The organism is Streptomyces sp. 5K101 (assembly GCF_046506645.1).
Classification (GTDB): Bacteria; Actinomycetota; Actinomycetes; order Streptomycetales; family Streptomycetaceae; genus Streptomyces.
The window spans coordinates 27,563-44,528 of record NZ_JBKFFO010000021.1; the positions used below are offsets into that span (position 1 = coordinate 27,563).

At 70.9% G+C, this 16,966-nt stretch carries 17 protein-coding genes; 9 read left to right on the forward strand and 8 right to left on the reverse strand.

What is annotated here, in order from left to right:
• The first annotated feature begins 38 nt into the window (after nt 1–38).
• The 4 genes from ACLB9X_RS29150 to recX all read left to right on the forward strand — a co-directional run bounded on the left by ACLB9X_RS29150 (nt 39) and on the right by recX (nt 3,634).
• On the forward strand, nt 39–233 hold the full coding sequence (locus tag ACLB9X_RS29150) for a DUF3046 domain-containing protein (protein ID WP_410363405.1): 195 nt from the start codon (nt 39–41) through the stop codon (nt 231–233).
• Between the two features lie 299 nt (nt 234–532).
• Entirely contained in the window at nt 533–1,693 is a 1,161-nt protein-coding gene (locus ACLB9X_RS29155) for an AI-2E family transporter (RefSeq protein WP_410363450.1), read from the forward strand.
• Nucleotides 1,694–1,936: 243 nt separating this feature from the next.
• Nucleotides 1,937–3,061: a recombinase RecA gene (recA, locus tag ACLB9X_RS29160; RefSeq protein ID WP_410363406.1), complete on the forward strand. Its 1,125-nt coding sequence runs from the start codon at nt 1,937–1,939 to the stop codon at nt 3,059–3,061.
• A gap of 3 nt (nt 3,062–3,064) precedes the next feature.
• Complete coding sequence (gene recX, locus ACLB9X_RS29165) at nt 3,065–3,634, forward strand: recombination regulator RecX (RefSeq protein ID WP_410363407.1); 570 nt, start codon at nt 3,065–3,067, stop codon at nt 3,632–3,634.
• A 446-nt stretch (nt 3,635–4,080) separates the two neighbouring features.
• On the opposite strand, the gene ACLB9X_RS29170 is transcribed toward recX, so the two are convergent.
• The 5 genes from ACLB9X_RS29170 to ACLB9X_RS29190 all read right to left on the reverse strand — a co-directional run bounded on the left by ACLB9X_RS29170 (nt 4,081) and on the right by ACLB9X_RS29190 (nt 9,170).
• Complete coding sequence (locus ACLB9X_RS29170; RefSeq protein ID WP_410363408.1) at nt 4,081–5,676, reverse strand: FAD-dependent monooxygenase; 1,596 nt, start codon at nt 5,674–5,676, stop codon at nt 4,081–4,083.
• Nucleotides 5,677–5,851: 175 nt separating this feature from the next.
• Nucleotides 5,852–6,757: an amino acid ABC transporter permease gene (locus ACLB9X_RS29175; RefSeq protein ID WP_410363409.1), complete on the reverse strand. Its 906-nt coding sequence runs from the start codon at nt 6,755–6,757 to the stop codon at nt 5,852–5,854.
• Nucleotides 6,754–7,422, reverse strand: coding sequence for an amino acid ABC transporter permease (locus ACLB9X_RS29180; RefSeq protein ID WP_410363410.1), 669 nt, complete (start codon nt 7,420–7,422; stop codon nt 6,754–6,756). Before ACLB9X_RS29180 ends, ACLB9X_RS29175 begins: the two co-directional genes overlap by 4 nt.
• 74 nt (nt 7,423–7,496) lie before the next feature.
• Nucleotides 7,497–8,336 (reverse strand): glutamate ABC transporter substrate-binding protein, encoded by an 840-nt coding sequence (locus tag ACLB9X_RS29185; protein ID WP_410363411.1) that lies wholly within the window; start codon nt 8,334–8,336, stop codon nt 7,497–7,499.
• Nucleotides 8,337–8,387: 51 nt separating this feature from the next.
• Nucleotides 8,388–9,170: an amino acid ABC transporter ATP-binding protein gene (locus ACLB9X_RS29190; RefSeq protein ID WP_410363412.1), complete on the reverse strand. Its 783-nt coding sequence runs from the start codon at nt 9,168–9,170 to the stop codon at nt 8,388–8,390.
• Nucleotides 9,171–9,478: 308 nt separating this feature from the next.
• Between ACLB9X_RS29190 and ACLB9X_RS29195 the strand changes: the two genes are divergently transcribed.
• Both ACLB9X_RS29195 and ACLB9X_RS29200 read left to right on the forward strand, forming a co-directional pair.
• Nucleotides 9,479–10,186, forward strand: a complete 708-nt coding sequence (locus tag ACLB9X_RS29195; RefSeq protein WP_410363451.1) for a response regulator transcription factor — start codon at nt 9,479–9,481, stop codon at nt 10,184–10,186.
• Between the two features lie 15 nt (nt 10,187–10,201).
• A complete protein-coding gene (locus tag ACLB9X_RS29200) occupies nt 10,202–11,596 on the forward strand; it encodes a sensor histidine kinase (RefSeq protein ID WP_410363413.1) in 1,395 nt (464 codons plus the stop codon).
• A 115-nt stretch (nt 11,597–11,711) separates the two neighbouring features.
• Here the strand turns inward: ACLB9X_RS29200 and ACLB9X_RS29205 are convergent, their stop codons facing one another.
• Nucleotides 11,712–12,710, reverse strand: coding sequence for a TAXI family TRAP transporter solute-binding subunit (locus tag ACLB9X_RS29205; protein WP_410363452.1), 999 nt, complete (start codon nt 12,708–12,710; stop codon nt 11,712–11,714).
• Between the two features lie 191 nt (nt 12,711–12,901).
• On the opposite strand from ACLB9X_RS29205, the gene miaB reads away from it, so the two are divergent.
• Together miaB and ACLB9X_RS29215 are read left to right on the forward strand one after the other, a co-directional pair.
• The gene (gene miaB, locus ACLB9X_RS29210) at nt 12,902–14,392 is read left to right on the forward strand and encodes a tRNA (N6-isopentenyl adenosine(37)-C2)-methylthiotransferase MiaB (RefSeq protein ID WP_410363414.1); all 1,491 of its coding nucleotides are present in this window, start codon (nt 12,902–12,904) and stop codon (nt 14,390–14,392) included.
• A 114-nt stretch (nt 14,393–14,506) separates the two neighbouring features.
• The gene (locus ACLB9X_RS29215) at nt 14,507–15,214 is read left to right on the forward strand and encodes a class III extradiol dioxygenase subunit B-like domain-containing protein (protein ID WP_410363415.1); all 708 of its coding nucleotides are present in this window, start codon (nt 14,507–14,509) and stop codon (nt 15,212–15,214) included.
• Nucleotides 15,215–15,294: 80 nt separating this feature from the next.
• Here ACLB9X_RS29215 and ACLB9X_RS29220 read toward each other — a convergent pair whose 3' ends face one another.
• Together ACLB9X_RS29220 and ACLB9X_RS29225 are read right to left on the reverse strand one after the other, a co-directional pair.
• On the reverse strand, nt 15,295–15,543 hold the full coding sequence (locus ACLB9X_RS29220; RefSeq protein ID WP_410363416.1) for an antitoxin: 249 nt from the start codon (nt 15,541–15,543) through the stop codon (nt 15,295–15,297).
• A 33-nt stretch (nt 15,544–15,576) separates the two neighbouring features.
• Entirely contained in the window at nt 15,577–15,813 is a 237-nt protein-coding gene (locus ACLB9X_RS29225) for a gliding motility protein (protein ID WP_410363417.1), read from the reverse strand.
• A 181-nt stretch (nt 15,814–15,994) separates the two neighbouring features.
• Between ACLB9X_RS29225 and miaA the strand changes: the two genes are divergently transcribed.
• Nucleotides 15,995–16,933, forward strand: a complete 939-nt coding sequence (miaA, locus tag ACLB9X_RS29230; protein ID WP_410363418.1) for a tRNA (adenosine(37)-N6)-dimethylallyltransferase MiaA — start codon at nt 15,995–15,997, stop codon at nt 16,931–16,933.
• Nucleotides 16,934–16,966 lie beyond the last annotated feature (33 nt).

Sequence of the window (16,966 nt, forward strand, 5' to 3'; positions counted from 1 at the left end):
CGGGCGGGGCTGCACTCTCAGGGCGGGATACTGGGGTCATGCGGTTGACGATTTTCTGGGAGCGGATGGCCGACCACTTCGGCGCGGCCTACGCCGACTCGTTCGCACGCGATCATGTGATGTCCGAACTCGGCGGCCGCACGGTCCACGAGGCGCTGGCCGCGGGCTGGGAGGCGAAGGACGTGTGGCGTGGGGTCTGCGCCGCGATGGACATCCCCGCCGACAAGCGCTGAGACACCGGGCGGGCGCTGAGACGCCGGGCGAGTGGTGAGACGCCGGGCGAGTGGTGAGACGCCGGGCGGGCGCTGAGACACCCGACGTGCGCGGAGACCCCGGGGCAAGCGCTGAGACACCGGGCGGCCCACCCCTTGCCACCGGCGTACGGGACACTTGCCTGGTGGACCGGACCGACAGCAACGCCCAGGACGAGACCGCTGCGGAAACGACCGCGCGAGACACCACCGTCGCCCCCACCACGCCGCCCGGCACGCCCCCGCCGACCACGGCCGGCGGGAACGGCGGCACCGTCCGCATGCCGCGCTGGCTGCCGCGCGCCATGGTGCTGGCCCTCGCGCTCTACGCCTGCTTCCAGCTCGGCAGCTGGGCCTTCCACCAGCTCATCGGGCTGCTGATCAACACCCTGATCGCGTTCTTCCTGGCACTCGCCGTGGAACCGGCCGTGGGGCGCATGGCCGCGCGCGGCATGCGCCGGGGACTCGCCACGTTCCTCGTCTTCTTCGCGGTGCTGGTGGTGGGGGTCGGCTTCGTCGTTCTGCTCGGCTCGATGCTTGCCGGGCAGATCATCGAGATGGTCGAGGACTTCCCCAAGTACCTCGACTCCGTCATCCGCTGGATCAACGGCGTCTTCCACACCGAGCTGTCCCGGGTCGAGGTACAGGACAGTCTGCTGCGCTCCGACTGGCTGCGGAAGTACGTGCAGAACAGCGCCAGCGGAGTGCTCGACGTCTCGGCGACCGTGCTGGGCGGCCTGTTCAAGCTGCTGACGATCTTCCTGTTCTCGTTCTACTTCGCGGCCGACGGGCCGCGGCTGCGCCGCGCACTGTGCTCCGTCCTGCCGCCGACCAAGCAGGCCGAGGTGCTGCGCGCCTGGGAGATCGCGGTCGACAAGACCGGCGGGTACCTCTACTCGCGCGGACTGATGGCGCTGATCTCCGGCGCCGCCCACTTCGTCCTCCTGGAGATCCTGGGAGTGCCCTACGCCCCCGCGCTCGCGGTGTGGGTCGGCCTCGTCTCGCAGTTCATCCCGACCATCGGCACCTACCTCGCGGGCGCGCTGCCGATGCTGATCGCGTTCACCCAGGACCCCTGGTACGCCCTGTGGGTGCTCGGTTTCGTCGTGGTGTACCAGCAGTTCGAGAACTACATGCTGCAGCCCAAGCTGACGGCCAAGACGGTGGACATCCATCCGGCGGTCGCCTTCGGCTCGGTGGTGGCGGGGACGGCGCTGCTGGGAGCGGTCGGCGCGCTGATCGCGATCCCTGCGGTCGCTACGCTCCAGGCGTTCCTGGGGGCCTATGTGCGGCGGTACGACGTGACCGACGACCCGCGTGTGCACGGACACCACCGGCCACGCGCGAGCCGGGCGTTCGCTCAGGTCAGGGGGGCGCTGCGGCACCGCTGGGCGGCACGGGACACGGAGGCGACCGGCCCGGGACGCGTGCCGGAGGCATGACCGGCAGGGTCGTCCGAGCGACGGCCCACCCTTGCCGATGGCCCTGCCGGGCCCGGGCCGGCCGACCGGCGCGGTGCGCTTGACACCAAAATCGAACATCCATTCTCATGGGGTTCCGGCCCGGATCCCGGCGGAATCCCGCGAGTTATCCACAGGCTGGAGGGACGGCGGGGCCCGTTGTCAGTGGCAGGGGTTAGCGTCTTTGACGTGAAGCGATCGACTCAAGCAAATCGGGTGGAACCCATGGCAGGAACCGACCGCGAGAAGGCGCTCGACGCCGCGCTCGCACAGATTGAACGGCAATTCGGCAAGGGCGCCGTGATGCGTCTGGGCGAGCGGCCGAACGAGCCCATCGAGGTCATCCCCACCGGGTCGACCGCGCTCGACGTCGCCCTCGGTGTCGGCGGCCTTCCCCGCGGCCGCGTGGTGGAGGTCTACGGACCCGAGTCCTCCGGTAAGACGACCCTGACCCTCCACGCGGTGGCCAACGCCCAGAAGGCCGGCGGCACCGTGGCCTTCGTGGACGCGGAGCACGCCCTCGACCCGGAGTACGCGAAGAAGCTCGGCGTCGACATCGACAACCTCATCCTGTCCCAGCCGGACAACGGCGAGCAGGCGCTGGAGATCGTCGACATGCTCGTGCGCTCCGGCGCGCTCGACCTGATCGTCATCGACTCGGTGGCCGCGCTGGTGCCCCGGGCCGAGATCGAGGGCGAGATGGGCGACTCGCACGTCGGTCTCCAGGCGCGCCTGATGAGCCAGGCGCTCCGGAAGATCACCAGCGCGCTCAACCAGTCCAAGACCACGGCCATCTTCATCAACCAGCTCCGCGAGAAGATCGGCGTCATGTTCGGCTCGCCGGAGACCACGACCGGTGGCCGCGCGCTCAAGTTCTACGCGTCGGTGCGCATCGACATCCGCCGTATCGAGACGCTCAAGGACGGCACCGAGGCCGTCGGCAACCGCACCCGCTGCAAGGTCGTCAAGAACAAGGTCGCGCCGCCCTTCAAGCAGGCGGAGTTCGACATCCTCTACGGGCAGGGCATCAGCCGCGAGGGCGGCCTGATCGACATGGGTGTGGAGCACGGCTTCGTCCGCAAGGCGGGCGCCTGGTACACGTACGAGGGCGACCAGCTCGGCCAGGGCAAGGAAAACGCGCGCAACTTCCTGAAGGACAACCCCGACCTCGCCAACGAGATCGAGAAGAAGATCAAGGAGAAGCTGGGCGTCGGTGTCCGCCCGGAGGGGCCGGAGGCCGAGCCCGGCGCTGACGCGGCAGGCGCGGCGGCGGCCGAGGACACGGCGAAGTCGGCCCCCGCACCGGCTTCCAAGGCGAAGTCGGCCAAGACGGCGGCGGCCAAGGGCTGATCCATGGCCCGGCGTACCGAATGGCCGGGCGACAGCGCCGACTCGTCGAGGGCCGATGAGGCGCTGCCGCCCCAGGATCCGGTCGAGCGGGCGCGGGCGATCTGCCTGCGCCTGCTCACCGGGACGCCCCGCACCCGCAAGCAGCTGGCGGACGCGCTGCACAAACGGGAGATCCCCGCGGAGGTGGCCGAGGAGGTCCTCTCCCGCTTCGAGGACGTGGGGTTGATCGACGACGCCGCCTTCGCCGGCGCGTGGGTGGAGTCGCGGCACCACGGCCGTGGCCTCGCCCGCCGGGCGCTCGCCCGTGAGCTGCGGACCAAAGGAGTCGACGCCACGCTGATCGACGAGGCGGTGGGCCGGCTCGACGCGGACCAGGAGGAGGAGACCGCGCGGGAGTTGGTCGGGCGCAAACTGCGCGCCACCCGTGGCCTCGACCGCGACCGTCGCCTGCGGCGCCTCGCCGGGATGCTCGCCCGCAAGGGATATCCCGAGGGCATGGCGCTCAGAGTGGTCAAGCGCGCTCTCGAGGAGGAGGGCGAGGACACCGAGGACCTGGACGACACGACGTTCTAGCGGGGAGACGGTTCGAGCGTTCGGGCCCGGATGCCCAGCGGCACCGGGCCTCCGCCTTCATCAAGGGCCCGGTCCGGTCTGGCTTGTGTGCGTCCGCGGGGGCCCGTCCCGGTGCCGCCCGCCCCGTTCCCGTGTGTCTGGGGGCCCTGGCTGTGGTGCTTGCCAGGCCCGGTCCGTGCGCGTCCGAAGGCCCGGCCCCGGTGTCGCCCGCCCCCGTTCCCGGTGCGTCCGCGGGCTCGGCTGTGGTGCTTGCCAGGCCTGGTCCGTCCGCGTCCGCAGGGCCAGACCGTGCGGACCCGCCCGGCCCGGTCGTGCGCGTCCGAGGGGCCCAGACTCGGGCATCGCCCCGGGGCATGCCCGGGGCGGCCTCGGCACCTGCGGTGTCGGCGGCCGGTACGTGCCTCGCCTGGCTCCGTCCCGGAGTAGACCGTGCGGACCCGCAAGGGTCAATTGATGTCCGCCGTGCGGCCGGTGCGAGCCGTGGACGGCGCGCCGCCGCGGACCGTGTCCGCCGCCGAGTGCAGCTCGGCGGGCCGTACACCGGCGAACGCCGCCGCCAGATGCCCGTCCGGCCGGACGAGCAGCACCGTGTGTGCCGCCGCGCCCGGATAGCTCTCCGTCACCAGCAGCTCCGCCGGGACCGGAAGCCCGGTGACGGCCTCCGCCAGCCTCGGCATCACGCCGGCGCTCACCCAGTGCCGCCGGTCCCATACACCGGTGCCCGGCGCGACGAGGACGACCAGGAGGCGTCCCTGCCCCAGCCGGTCCCGCAGCCGTGCGGCCGTGCCGTCGGGCGCCGTCACCCGCACGTCCTCGACAGGGGCGCCCGCCTCCGTGGCGACAGCGGCCGACGGAGCCACCGGCTCGGGCGTGAGCACCGAGTGGCGGTAGACGGGGGGCGCGCCGAGCGCGCCCTGACCGAGATGGCCGTCGGTGAGCAGCGTGTCGTGGCCGCGTGCCGCTCCGGGCAGGTAGGTCCGCAGACCGCTGCCACTGCGCAGTATCGGCAGCGACTGGTCGGCGGCGCGCAGCCGTGCGGCGACGGCGGTGCGGCGCTCCTCCTGGTAGCTGTCCAGCAGGGTGTCGGACGCGCCGTGGTGCCAGGCCTGCGCCAGCTTCCAGGCCAGGTTGTCGATGTCCCGCAGCCCCTCGTCGACACCCTGCGTGCCGAGCGCACCGAGCAGATGCGCGGCGTCGCCGGCGAGGAACGCCCGGTCGACGCGCCAGCGGCGGGCCAGCCGGTGGTGGAGGGTGTGGACGCCGGTGTCGATCAGTTCGTACGGCGGGGTGCCGCCGCACCAGCCCGCCAGGGTGTCCCGCACCCGTGCCACGAGGGCCTCGGGCGTGACCAGTTCGCCGCGCGGCGGCAGCAGCCAGTCCAGGCGCCACACACCGTCCGGCAGGGAGCGCGCGACGACCTCGTCACCCCCCGACGGCCACGGCGGCCGACGGTGCAGCAACGCCTCGCCGGGCCACGGCAGTTCGGTGCGCAGGGCGGCCACCGCATGGCGTTCCACCGCCGTACGACCGGGGAAACGGATGCCGAGGAGCTTGCGGACCGTCGACCTGGCGCCGTCGCAGCCGACGAGATGGCTGCCCCGCCACCAGGTGCCCGAGGGCCCGCGGCTGTGCGCGGTGACGCCGCTTGCGTCCTGCTCCAGCGAGTCGAGGCGGCTGTCGGTGACGAGCCGTACGAGGCGCTGCTCCGCGACCGCGTCCCGCAGGCCGCGGGTGAGCGCATGCTGCGGGATGTGCAGCGGAGCGGGTGTGAGACCGTCGCCGAGTGGCAGGTGCCGCAGCTCCTGCTTGCGCCGCATCGACCGCCAGCCCGTCCAGCGGAGGCCCTCGTCACGCAGGGTGCCGCAGCCGAGCCGTTCCACCAGGGCGGCGGTGTCCGCGCGCAGGACGACGGTGCGGGCGGGCCGCGACTCGTCCTTGCCGTTGCTCTCGTCGAGCACGACGGAGGGGACGCCCTGGGACGCGAGGGCAAGGGACAGGGCCAGGCCGACCGGGCCCGCCCCGACCACGATCACCGGGTCCACGAGGTGACTCCTCGGGCGCGAAGGGTCGTGCGAAGAGGTGCGGAGGGAGCCCGGTGCGCGATCACAGAACGTATGCAACTCACTGCCGCTGCCTGCGTCAAGCGACACCGGGGTGCGGCGAGGGGCGGTGGCCGCACGGCCACCGCCCCTCAGCGGTCGAACATCCGATGAACCGTCAGACGGCGCGTCCGTCATCCGTCTTGCTGACTCCCGGCTCGCCGACGGGCTCCTCCGCGCCACCCGGCGCGGTGAGCACCGCGCCCGTGCTCTTCTTGGCCCGCCGCAGGCGGCGCTCCAGCCACGAGGCGAAGCTGGTGAGGATCAGGTTGAGGACGATGAAGAGCAGCGCGACGACGATGAAGCTCGGGATCGTGTTCGCGTAGTTGGCGGACAGTGTGCCCTGAGCACTGAGCAGCTCCGTGAAGGCCAGGAGCGCGCCGCCGAGCGCGGTGTCCTTGACGATGACGACGAGCTGGCTGACCAGGGCCGGCAGCATCGCGGTGATGGACTGCGGGAGCAGCACGTTCGTCATCGTCTGGCCCTTGCGCAGACCGATGGCCTTGGCGGCCTCCGACTGTCCCTTGGGCAGCGACAGGATGCCGGCTCGGACCACCTCGGCGAGGACCGAGGCGTTGTAGAGCACGAGGCCGGTCACCACGGCGTACAGCGGGCGGACATCGCTGCTGATGGCGTCCGTGTTCGCGTAGAGCTGGTTCGCGAACAGCATCAGGATCAGGACCGGGATGGCGCGGAAGAACTCCACGACGACTCCGGCCGGAAACCTGATCCAGCGGTGGTCGGACAGCCGGGCGATGCCGAAGACCGCGCCCAGCGGCAGGGCGATGACCATGGCGAGCGCCGCCGCCATCAGCGTGTTGCCGAGCCCGGGCAGCAGATAGGTCGTCCAGGCCTGAGCCTCGGTGAACGGCTTCCACAGGGACCATTCGAGCTGTCCGTGGTCGGACATGACGCTCATGGCCCACCAGAGGCCTGTCACCAGCGCGGCGAGGAAGACGACCGTGTAGACGACGTTGCGACGCTTGGCGCGGGGGCCGGGGGCGTCGTAGAGGACGGATGTCATCGCTTCACCGCCACGCGCTTGCCGACCCACCCGAGGATGAGGCCGGTGGGAAGGGTCAGAACCACGAAGCCGAAGGCGAAGACCGCCGTGATGAGGACCAGCTGCGCCTCGTTCTCGATCATCTCCTTCATCAGCAGAGCCGCCTCCGCCACGCCGATGGCCGCCGCGACCGTGGTGTTCTTGGTCAGGGCGATCAGCACGTTGGTCAGCGGGGCGATGACCGAGCGGAAGGCCTGCGGGAGCACGATGTACGACAGAACCTGGGTGAAGCTCAACCCGATGGCGCGTGCCGCCTCCGCCTGGCCGACCGGCACCGTGTTGATGCCCGACCGTACGGCTTCGCAGACGAAGGCCGCGGTGTAGGCCGAGAGTCCGAGGACCGCCAGCCGGAACGCCAGCGCGTCGAAGTCGTCAGCAGCCCCAAGCGTCATCCCGAAGACATCGGCGAGACCGATCGAGGAGAAGACGATGATCACGGTCAGCGGAATGTTCCGCACCACGTTCACGTAGAACGTGCCGAACGCGCGCATCAACGGCACTGGGCTCACCCGCATCGCGGCGAGTGCGGTGCCGAGCACCAGGGAGCCGATTCCGGAGAGGACGGTGAGTTTCACCGTCATCCAGAACGCCCCGAGCAAGTCGTAACCTTCAAGAAAGTCGAACACGATCTCCCGCGCTTCCGCGTGTAGGAGGGCGCGGCGCGCCGCCGTCAGCGGCGGCGCGCCTGGTCAGCCCTGCTTCACTTGACGATGTTGCCGATCTTCGGGGCGGGCTCGTTCTGGTAGTTCGCCGGGCCGAAGTTGGCCTTCACGGCCGCGTCCCAGGACTTGTCCTGGACCATCTTCTCGAGGGCGGCGTTGATCTTCTTGACCATCTCGGCGTCGCCCTTCTTGACGCCGATGCCGTAGTTCTCGTTGCTCAGCTTGAGGCCGGCGAGCTTGAACTTGCCCTTGTACTGGTCCTGCGAGGCGTAGCCGGCCAGGATCGAGTCGTCCGTGGTCAGCGCGTCGACCCGGCCGCTCTGAAGGGCGCCGAGGCACTGGGAGTACGTCGGGTACTCCTGCAGCTGGGCCTTCGGGGCGAAGTCCTTCTTCACGTTCTGGGCGGAGGTGGAGCCGACGACCGAGCAGAGCTTCTTGCCGTTGAGGTCGGCGCCCTTGGCGATGTTGTCGTCGGCGCGGATCAGCAGGTCCTGGTGGGCGAGCAGGTACGGGCCGGCGAAGTCGACCTTCTGCTTGCGCTCGTCGGTGATCGAGTACGTGGCGGCGATGAAGTCCACGTCGCCGCGGGCCAGCGCGGTCTCGCGGTCGGCGCTCTTCGTCTCCTTGAACTCGATGTCGCCCTCGGCGTAACCCAGCTCCTTGGCGACGTACTTGGCGATGTCGACGTCGAAGCCGGTGAACTTGCCGTCCGGCGTCTTCAGGCCGAGGCCGGGCTGGTCGTACTTGATGCCGACCGTGATCTTCTTGCCGCCGTCGCTGCCCGAGCCGCCGCCCTTGTCCTCGGAGCCACAGGCAGTGGCCGTGAGGGCGAGCGCGAGCACGGTGGCCGAAGCGGCGGTGACCTTACGAAGCTTCATGATGTGACTTCCCTATGTTGACGCGAAGTGGTGGATCTGCTGATCCAGGACTCAGTGGTGAAGGATCTTCGACAGGAAGTCCTTGGCCCGGTCACTGCGCGGGTTGCTGAAGAACTCCTCGGGCGTTGCCTCTTCGACGATCTTGCCGTCGGCCATGAACACGACCCGGTTCGCGGCGGATCGTGCGAAGCCCATCTCGTGGGTGACGACCACCATTGTCATCCCGTCACGCGCCAGCTGCTGCATGACCTCGAGGACCTCGTTGATCATCTCGGGGTCGAGAGCCGACGTCGGCTCGTCGAAGAGCATCACCTTCGGATCCATCGCCAGCGCCCGTGCGATCGCGACGCGCTGCTGCTGACCGCCGGAGAGCTGGGCGGGGTACTTGTCGGCCTGCGCGCCGACCCCCACCCGGTCGAGCAGCGCCCGTGCCTTCTCCTCGGCGGCCTTCTTGTCCGTCCTGCGCACCTTGATCTGGCCGAGCGTCACGTTCTCGAGCACCGTCTTGTGCGCGAAGAGGTTGAACGACTGGAACACCATGCCCACGTCGGCGCGGAGCCGAGCGAGCTCCTTGCCCTCCTGGGGCAGCGGCTTGCCGTCGATCGTGATCGAGCCGGAGTCGATGGTCTCCAGACGGTTGATGGTGCGGCACAGCGTGGACTTTCCGGACCCGGACGGTCCGATCACGACCACGACTTCGCCGCGGGTGATCGTCAGGTCGATGTCCTGGAGCACATGCAGCGCGCCGAAGTGCTTGTTCACGTCGCTCAGTACGACCAGGTCGCCCGCAGCGGGTACGGCTTCGTCGCCCTTGGTCACTGACACTCCGCTCATCGGCTTCTTGCTCCGTCCTCCTCGGTTGCAGAGGACCCTAATCACGCACTGCGACGACAGTCATTACATCTGAGGGGAAATTGAGCATAACGATCCGGCCGCAATCGGACACTCTGCGTGAACAGGGCGGGGATCAGGGTACCGGGTGGGTAACGGAAACCCCTGTGTAACAGGATGCCCCTTGACTCGGTGCGGGGACATCGGCGTTCATGCCCTGTTAGGTGCCGGGCCAATGCCCTGACACGCTCACGTCCACAAGATCCCGCGTCGCCGACCGTACGACCATGACGCATGAACGTAGGGGGCCCATGAGGCTGCTGCTCGTCGAGGACGACGACCACGTCGCCGCCGCCCTGTCCGCGGTGCTCGCGAGGCACGGGTTCCAGGTCGTCCACGCCCGCAACGGCGAGGAGGCGCTGCGGGCCGTGCTCCCCGACAGCCACCCGGACAAGCCGCCGTTCGGCGTCGTGCTCCTCGATCTCGGCCTGCCCGACCAGGACGGCTACCAGGTCTGCGGCAAGCTGCGGAAGCTCACCTCCACACCCGTGATCATGGTGACGGCGCGTTCGGACGTCCGGTCCCGCATCCACGGGCTCAATCTCGGCGCCGACGACTACGTGGTCAAGCCGTACGACACCGGTGAGCTGCTGGCCCGCATCCACGCGGTCAGCCGGCGCACCGGAGCCGGTGAGGACGCCTCGCAGGGCACGACGGACGACGCCCTGCGGCTCGGCCCGGTCGTCATCGAGCTGCCCACCCGGCGCGTCAGCGTCGACGGCTCCGACGTCCAGCTGACCCGCAAGGAGTTCGACCTGCTCGCGCTGCTCGCGCAGCGGCCCGGGGTCGTCTTCCGCCGTGAGCAGATCATCAGCGAGGTGTGGCGCACCAGCTGGGAGGGGACCGGCCGCACGCTGGAGGTGCACGTCGCGTCCCTGCGCTCCAAGCTGCGCATGCCGGCGCTGATCGAGACCGTGCGCGGCGTGGGCTACCGGCTCGTCGCGCCCGCCGGGGCGTAAGGCCGGCCGTTCCCGGTGCGTACCCGACTCCTCCCGCTCCTCATCGTGCTCATGGCCGGTGTGCTGCTCGCGCTCGGCTTCCCGCTGGCCGTGAGCGTCGCGGCCGCCCAACAGCAGCGCGTCGTCGTCGACCGGATCGACGACACCGTGCGCTTCGCGGCGCTGGCCCAGTTCGTCACCAAGGATCCGTCGGTGACGGACGAGCGCCGCTCCACCCTGCAGGAACAGCTGGACCGCTACCACGACACGTACGGCATACGGGCGGGCGTCTTCGAACGCGAGATGGACTCCATGGCGCGCGCGCCGCAGACCTGGACGCTGTCGGGGGAGGGCGAGGGCCACGAAGCGTTCAAGGAGGCGCTCACCGGCCGGCGCAGCCAGGACCCGCCGCAGATCTGGCCCTGGCAGCGGGGGGAGCGGCTGGTCGTCGCCTCACCGGTCGTCCGGGACGGGGACGTGGTCGCCGTCGTGTTCACCGACTCGCCCACCGGCCAGCTGCGTTCTCGCGTGCTGCGCGCGTGGCTGCTCATCGCGGCCGGTGAGTGCGCGGCGATGCTGGTCGCCGTGGGCGCCGCGTTCCGGCTCACGGGCTGGGTGCTGCGGCCCGTCCGCGTCCTGGACGCGGTCACGCACGACATCGCCACGGGCCGCATGAACTCGCGGGTCGCCGCCGCGGGCGGCCCGCCGGAACTCAGGCGGCTGGTCCGCTCCTTCAACGAGATGGCCGACAACGTCGAGGAAGTCCTCGAACAGCAGAGGGCGTTCGTCGCCGACGCCTCCCACCAGCTGCGCAACCCCCTGGCCGCCCTTCTGCTGCGCATCGAGCTGCTGGCCCTGGAGCTGCCGGCGGGCAACGAGGAGATCGCCTCGGTGCGCACCGAGGGGAAGCGTCTCGCCCAGGTGCTCGACGATCTCCTGGATCTTGCGCTGGCCGAGCACGCCGCCGCCGACCTCCGGCTGACCGACATCGGTGAGCTGGCGGCGGAGCGGGTCGCCGCGTGGCGGCCGCTCGCCGAGGAGAAGGGAGTCGTGCTGGGCGGGGACACGGCGCCCGTCACCGCGTGGGCGGACCCGGTCGCCCTCTCCAGCGCCCTGGACGCGGTGATCGACAACGCTCTGAAGTTCACCCCGCGCGGGGAGTCCGTCACGGTCGACGTGGCATCGAACGGCACCACGTCCACGATCGTGGTCACGGACGGCGGGCCGGGGCTCACGGACGAGGAACTGGCTCGTATCGGGGACCGCTTCTGGCGCAGCGGCCGCCACCAGAATGTGAAGGGCTCGGGCCTCGGGCTCTCCATCGCCCGTGCGCTGCTGATGGCGGGCGGCGGCTCGATCGACTATGCCCACCACGAGCCGCGCGGGCTGCGCGTGACGGTAACGGTGCCGCGCACGCCGCCGGGCGGCTGATGCCGGAAGGTGTGGGTGCGGCGCACGTAGCCGGGCGACCGAAGGTATCGGTGCCACGCACGTAGCCACGGCGGCTGATCCCGGCGGTGGTGGCCGCCCTCCCCGCACTCGACGGCTACGGCTTGGCCGACCGGTAGTAGCGCCGGGCGCCCTCGTGGAGAGGCAGCGGGGCCGTGTAGACCGCGGTGCGAAGATCCACCAGCTGGGCCGGGTGCACGGTGTTGCCGATGTGATCGCGGCTGTCGATCACCGTCCGCGTGAAGCCCTCCGTCATCGCCGCGTCCGTCCGTTCCGTGGTCACGAGGAGGTTCGCGACCGCCACGGTGGACACATGCGTCCCGCCCTGCGCCTGCATGTACGCGTCCGCCGGCATCACCGCGGAGCGGTAGTAGCTGGTCGTGTCGCCCGCGGCGTGCAGCTTGTCGACGAGTTCCGGTTCGAGCGGGACCAGCCGGATGTCGAACCGCTCGGAGAGTTCCTGAATGCTGTTCGTGGGCAGGCCGCCCGACCAGAAGAACGCGTCCAGGCTGCCGTTCTCCAGCCGCCCCGGCATGGTGTCGATCCCGGCGGGGACGGGCGTGATGTCCCGCTGCGGATCGAGGCCCGCGACGGTCATCAGCCGGTCGGCGACGAGCCGGACACCCGATCCCTGCTGTCCGACGCCCACCACCTTGCCCCGCAGGTCCCGCACCGACGTGACCGGCGACTTCTGCGGCACGATCAGATGCACGTAGTCGTCGTAGAGCCGCGCGCAGCCGCGCAGCCTGTCGGCGCCGGGCAGGCCCTCCCGCTTGTACGTGGCGACCGCGTCGGCCGTGGCGATGGTGAAGTCCGCCTCGCCGGACGCCACGCGCGCGAGGTTCTGCTGCGAGCCCTCACTGGTGACCAGGTCGACCTCCACGTCGGGCATGTCCTTGGCCAGCGCCTGCTCCAGCAGCGCGCCGTACCGCTGGTACACGCCGCTGCGCGACCCCGTGCTGAAGGTGAGCTCCCCGCTCGGCGACGTCCGCCCGATCGGCAGCAGCCACCACAGCAGCAGCCCGAAGGCGACGAGGGCGGCCGCCGACCCTGCGAGGGCACGACGGCGGCTGATGCGGAGGCCGGCCGGGAGCATGCCGCGATCCTGCCAGCTCACCGGCCCTGCTGGCCAGGCCCCTCCGCCGCACACCAGGCCTGCACGCGCGCAGCGGTTCGGCGTGGACGGGACCCACACCCGCGCGTCCGTCCCGCGCGCCGGGCCCGTAGCCCCGGGCCCTCAAAGGCAGGGGCGGGGCGGCCCGGGGACCCCGTACCCTGGTTGGCGCGATGAGTGCGAAAACTTACGAGGTGCGCACCTACGGGTGCCAGATGAACGTCCACGACTCCGAGCGGCTGTCGGGCCTGCTGGAGGACGCCGGTTACGTGCGTGCGCCCGAAGGCGCCGACGGTGACGCCGATGTCGTCGTCTTCAACACCTGCGCGGTGCGGGAGAACGCCGACAACAAGCTCTACGGCAATCTCGGCCGCCTCGCGCCGATGAAGGCCAGGCGGCCCGGGATGCAGATCGCCGTCGGCGGCTGCCTCGCGCAGAAGGACCGCGACACCATCGTCACGAAGGCGCCGTGGGTCGACGTCGTCTTCGGCACGCACAACATCGGCAAGCTCCCCGTGCTGCTGGAGCGCGCCCGCGTCCAGGAAGAGGCGCAGGTCGAGATCGCCGAGTCGCTGGAGGCGTTCCCCTCGACGCTGCCGACCCGCCGCGAGTCCGCGTACGCGGCCTGGGTCTCGATCTCGGTCGGCTGCAACAACACCTGCACCTTCTGCATCGTCCCCGCGCTGCGCGGCAAGGAGAAGGACCGCAGGCCCGGCGACATCCTGGCCGAGATCGAGGCACTCGTCGCAGAGGGCGTCTCCGAGATCACCCTGCTCGGCCAGAACGTCAACGCCTACGGCTCCGACATCGGCGACCGCGAGGCGTTCAGCAAGCTGCTGCGTGCCTGCGGGAAGATCGAGGGCCTGGAGCGGGTCCGGTTCACCTCGCCGCACCCGCGCGACTTCACGGACGACGTCATCGCGGCCATGGCGGAAACGCCGAACGTGATGCCGCAGCTCCACATGCCGCTGCAGTCCGGCTCCGACACGGTCCTCAAGGCGATGCGCCGCTCCTACCGGCAGGAGCGCTTCCTCGGGATCATCGAGAAGGTGCGCGCCGCGATCCCGCACGCCGCCATCTCCACCGACATCATCGTGGGCTTCCCCGGCGAGACCGAGGACGACTTCGAGCAGACGATGCACACCGTGCGCGAGGCCCGCTTCGCCAACGCCTTCACCTTCCAGTACTCCAAGCGCCCCGGCACACCGGCGGCGACCATGGAGGGCCAGATCCCCAAGGAGGTCGTCCAGGAGCGCTACATGCGCCTGGTCGCCCTCCAGGAGGAGATCTCCTGGGAGGAGAACAAGAAGCAGGTCGGCCGCACGCTCGAGGTCATGGTGGCCGAGGGCGAGGGCCGCAAGGACGGCGCCACGCACCGGCTCTCCGGCCGCGCCCCCGACAACCGCCTCGTGCACTTCACCAAGCCGGATGCCGAGGTACGCCCCGGTGACGTCGTCACCGTGGAGATCACGTACGCCGCTCCGCACCACCTGCTCGCGGAGGGCGCGGTGAAGGCCGTGCGCCGCACCCGCGCGGGTGACGCATGGGCGAAGCGCAACGCGGCCGAGGCCGCGAAGCCGGTCGGCGTCATGCTCGGCCTGCCGAAGATCGGCGCCCCGGAACCACTGCCGGCGGCGGCTGCGCCGGGCTGCGGCTGCGACTGACCCGCTCACCGGGCCGCGGCCGGACGTCGCGTCCGGCACGCGCGCAAAGGGACCCCGTGCAGGGCGCGTCGGGTCGGCGACCCCGTGGCACGGCCACGCACTAGGCTGCCGATCATGCTTGTCGCCGCCGCCGTGTGCCCCTGCCCGCCCCTCCTGGTGCGCGACATCGCTGCCGGGGCCGCGCCGGAACTCGACGCGGCCCGCGACGCGGCCTCCGACGCCCTCGGGGTGCTCGCCGCCGCCAGGCCCGACCTGCTCCTCGTGGTGGGACCGGCCACCGGGTCCGAGAGCGGGACGTATCCGGCCGGCACCCGCGGCTCCTTCCGGAGCTTCGGTGAGGGCCTGACCGTACGCCTGGGGGAGGGCCCCGCCCAGGAGCGGCAGCTGCCTCCGTCGCTCTGCGTGGCGGCATGGCTGCTGGAGCGTGCGCACTGGGCCGCCTCTCCGGTCGAGGGCATCGGCGTCGACGAACGGCTCGCCCGCGACCGCTGCACAGCCACCGGCCGCGAGGCGGCCGCCCGGGGCGAGCGGATCGCGATGCTGGTGATGGGCGATGGGAGCGCCAGCCGGACTCTGAAGGCCCCGGGCTACCTCGACGCCCGCGCGGAGGGCTTCGACCGCGAGGCGGCGCGGGCGCTGGGCACGGCGGACACCGAGGCCTTGGCGGCCCTGGACGCGGGACTGGCCCAGGAGCTCAAGGCCGCAGGCCGTGCCCCCTGGCAGGTGCTCGCGGGGGCCGCCGAGGGCGCTGGGCTGCAAGGACGTCTGCTCTACGAGGACGCGCCGTACGGGGTGGGCTACTTCGTCGCGACCTGGTCCTGACCCGCAGAAGCGCCGACGGCCGCGGAGCACATCGCTCCGCGGCCGTCGGTCGTTCGCGTCAGGCTGTTGGTTGTTCTGCGTCAGGGAGTCGTCGGCGGCGTGGTGCCGTGGCCCTTCTCGTCGGGGTGCGCGATGCGGCCCAGGGCCTCCTTGGCCTTGCCTCTGCCCGTCTCGATCTTGCTGCTGTACTTGCCCTTGGTCCTGTCGTCGACCGTCTTGGCGGCCCTGTCGAGGCCCTTCCCGATCCTGCCCTCGTGCTGCTGGGCGAGGTCGGTGACCTTGTCCTTGGCCGGGGCGAGCTTGGCCTTCAGGGTGTTCAGGAAGCCCATGGTTCACCTTCCCTCGTCATCCCTTGTCGGGGACTACTTACGGGCGCCCTCGCCGGCCTCGCTGTCCGCCGCCTCCTCGGCGGACTGCTGCTTGGGAATGTCCACCCCGGTGGCGGCCGTGCCCTCGCCGAGCGTGCCGTCGGCACCGGTCTCGGAGCCGGACGGGGCACCGGCCGAGGACTCGCTCGCCACGGTGGCGAGAGCGGCCTCCTGGTCCGACGCCTCGGCGGTCGCCGCAGGCTTACCGCGAAACCATGAAAAAACGCCCATATCTGCTCCATAGCGTACTCGTGAGGGCGAAGTTCCGCGCCGCCCGGAGCGCCCCTTTGCGCCGCTCGCGGGTACCGGTCCGAAACCGGCGACCGGAACCTCGCAACAGGCAACGACTCCCGCACCCCGTCGTCACTTCGCTCGTTCGGGGAGCGGTGCCCGGATTTGCGAGACTGGGGCGGTGAGAAGTACAGCTCCCGCACCGCGGGTCATCGCCGTCGTCGGTCCCACCGCGGCCGGAAAGTCCGATCTGGGGGTCTTCCTGGCCCAGCGACTGGGCGGCGAAGTCGTCAACGCCGACTCCATGCAGCTCTACCGTGGGATGGACATCGGCACCGCCAAGCTGACGACCGAGGAGCGCGGAGGCGTCCCCCACCGCCTGCTCGACATCTGGGACGTCACCGAGACCGCGAGCGTCGCCGAGTACCAGCGGCTCGCCAGGGCGGAGATCGACCGACTGCTCGCCGAGGGGCGCACCCCGGTCCTGGTGGGCGGCTCGGGGCTGTACGTACGCGGGGCGATCGACGCCCTCGAATTCCCGGGCACGGACCCCGACGTCCGCGCCCGGCTGGAGGAGGAGCTGACCGTGCGCGGCTCCGGCGCGCTCCACGCCCGTCTCGCCGCCGCGGACCCCGAGGCGGGGCGCGCCATCCTGCCGAGCAACGGCCGTCGCATCGTCAGGGCCCTGGAGGTCATCGAGATCACCGGCAGGCCCTTCACCGCCAACCTCCCCGGGCACGACTCCGTCTACGACACCGTGCAGATCGGCGTCGACGTCGAGCGGCCCGAGCTCGACGAACGCATCACCCTGCGCGTGGACCGCATGTGGGAGGCGGGACTCGTCGACGAGGTGCGCGCCCTGGAGACCGAGGGGCTTCGCGAAGGGCGCACCGCGTCCCGCGCCCTGGGCTACCAGCAGGTGCTGTCCGCGCTCGCGGGGGAGTGCACCGAGACCCAGGCGCGCGAGGAGACGGTGCGCGCCACCAAACGCTTCGCACGCCGCCAGGACTCCTGGTTCCGGCGCGACCCGAGGGTGCACTGGCTCAGCGGCGCGGCCGAGGACGGCGCGGAACTTCCGCAGCGGGCGCTGGCGTTGATCGAACGAGCGGTCACAGCCTGATCACGTGATGGCATCGGGACGCTCCGCCCGTCA

Bases quoted from the DNA above. Each gene is read 5' to 3' on its own strand.
- ACLB9X_RS29150 (WP_410363405.1), top strand. From the start codon at position 39: ATGCGGTTGACGATTTTCTGGGAGCGGATGGCCGACCACTTCGGCGCG.
- ACLB9X_RS29205 (WP_410363452.1), bottom strand. From the start codon at position 12,710: ATGCTCCCGGCCGGCCTCCGCATCAGCCGCCGTCGTGCCCTCGCAGGG.
- ACLB9X_RS29220 (WP_410363416.1), bottom strand. From the start codon at position 15,543: ATGGGCTTCCTGAACACCCTGAAGGCCAAGCTCGCCCCGGCCAAGGAC.
- recX (WP_410363407.1), top strand. From the start codon at position 3,065: ATGGCCCGGCGTACCGAATGGCCGGGCGACAGCGCCGACTCGTCGAGG.
- ACLB9X_RS29215 (WP_410363415.1), top strand. From the start codon at position 14,507: ATGCTTGTCGCCGCCGCCGTGTGCCCCTGCCCGCCCCTCCTGGTGCGC.
- ACLB9X_RS29190 (WP_410363412.1), bottom strand. From the start codon at position 9,170: ATGAGCGGAGTGTCAGTGACCAAGGGCGACGAAGCCGTACCCGCTGCG.
- miaB (WP_410363414.1), top strand. From the start codon at position 12,902: ATGAGTGCGAAAACTTACGAGGTGCGCACCTACGGGTGCCAGATGAAC.
- ACLB9X_RS29155 (WP_410363450.1), top strand. From the start codon at position 533: ATGCCGCGCTGGCTGCCGCGCGCCATGGTGCTGGCCCTCGCGCTCTAC.
- ACLB9X_RS29185 (WP_410363411.1), bottom strand. From the start codon at position 8,336: ATGAAGCTTCGTAAGGTCACCGCCGCTTCGGCCACCGTGCTCGCGCTC.
- ACLB9X_RS29225 (WP_410363417.1), bottom strand. From the start codon at position 15,813: ATGGGCGTTTTTTCATGGTTTCGCGGTAAGCCTGCGGCGACCGCCGAG.
- recA (WP_410363406.1), top strand. From the start codon at position 1,937: ATGGCAGGAACCGACCGCGAGAAGGCGCTCGACGCCGCGCTCGCACAG.
- ACLB9X_RS29195 (WP_410363451.1), top strand. From the start codon at position 9,479: ATGAGGCTGCTGCTCGTCGAGGACGACGACCACGTCGCCGCCGCCCTG.
- ACLB9X_RS29175 (WP_410363409.1), bottom strand. From the start codon at position 6,757: ATGACATCCGTCCTCTACGACGCCCCCGGCCCCCGCGCCAAGCGTCGC.